Consider the following 1,562-nt stretch of genomic DNA (forward strand, 5'->3'; position numbering starts at 1 on the left):
GACGGCTGTGCAGATCGCGGAGTACGTCGATGGGCGGCGGCGGATCGTGGCTCATCTCGGGTCAGCGCATACGGAGGCCGAGCTTGGGCTCCTGCTGCAGCAGGCCCGCGGGATGCTTCTCGATGCCGGCCAGGATGAGTTCGATCTGGGTCTGGAAGTCACGCCGAGGAAAGCCCGAATGGTCGCGCCGACGGCGGTCCCGGCGCTGTTCGCCGACTCTGGTCTGACCGGCCGGGGAGTCGAGCAGCCGCGGGTGGCCGCCCCGCAGGTGATCGGTACGTCGTCCATGCTGTTGTACGAGGTGCTTGCCGGGGTCTACTCCGGCCTGGGGTTCGCCGTGGTCGAGGACGAGACGTTCCGTGACTTGGTGATCGCCAGGATCGTGGAGCCGACCTCGATCCTGGACACCGGACGGGTTCTGAGCGACCTGGGTCAGAGGCCCGCCAGCGAGAAGACGATGCGCCGCACGCTGAGCCGGTGCGTCGGTCGGGGCTATCGGGACCTCATCGCGACCGCTTGCTTCAACCATGCGGTGACCCGCGGGGATGTGTCGTTGTGTCTCTATGACGTCACCACCTTGTACTTCGAGGCCGAGAAAGAGGACGAGCTGCGCAAGGTCGGCTACTCCAAGGAACGCCGGGTCGACCCCCAGGTCGTGGTCGGCCTGCTGGTCGACCGGCACGGCTTCCCGCTTGAGATCGGCTGTTTCGAGGGCAATCGGGCAGAGACCACCACCATCGTCCCGATCATCAAGGCCTTCCAGGAACGGCACGGCCTGGCCGACATGGTCGTGGTCGCCGACGCGGGGATGCTTTCCGCATCCAACCTCAAAGAGCTCGATGAGGCGGGCTTGAGGTTCATCGTCGGGTCCCGGGTGACCAAGGCTCCCGTTGATCTGGAGTCCCATTTCCGCTGGCACGGCGACGCGTTCACCGACGGGCAGATCATCGACACCATCACCCCGCGCAACGGCCGCGGCGGCGTCGCGAGCGATCCGTACGTGAAAGCCGAACCAGTCTGGGACCCCAAGCAGCACGCCGGGTCCTGGCGGGCGGTGTGGGCGTACTCGGCGAAACGGGCAGCGCGGGACAACACGACCCTCACACTGCAGGAAGGCAAGGCCCGCGCAGTCATCGCAGGCGAGAAAACCGCCCGGGCGCCACGGTTCATCAAGACCAGCAACGGCAGCCGGTCACTCGATGAGGCATCGCTGGCGCGGGCACGGCGCCTGGTCGGGCTGAAAGGCTACGTCACCAACATCCCCATCGGCGTGATGCCCGCCGGCGAGGTGATCTCCAGCTATCACGACCTGTGGCATGTGGAGCAGTCCTTCCGGATGTCCAAGACCGACCTGCGGGCCCGGCCCATGTTCCACCGCACCAAGGACGCGATCGAAGCCCACCTGACCATCGTGTTCACCGCGCTGGCACTCAGCCGAGAAGCACAGCACCGGACCGGGCTCTCGATCCGCAACCTGATCCGCCAACTACGGCCGCTTCGTTCAGCCACCATCGCGATCAACGGCACCGAGCAGACATTCCCGCCCGCCATCCCCGCCGACA

1 protein-coding gene is annotated in these 1,562 nt (G+C 66.5%); it reads left to right on the forward strand.

Going from position 1 to position 1,562, the window contains the following annotated elements:
- Positions 1-7 precede the first annotated feature (7 nt).
- Positions 8-1,562 (forward strand): IS1634 family transposase (locus tag ABEA18_RS24145; RefSeq protein ID WP_345453861.1); only part of this gene is annotated, 1,555 nt, incomplete at its 3' end.

The sequence above is a fragment of the Arthrobacter gyeryongensis genome, from assembly GCF_039543785.1.
GTDB lineage: Bacteria > Actinomycetota > Actinomycetes > Actinomycetales > Micrococcaceae > Arthrobacter > Arthrobacter gyeryongensis.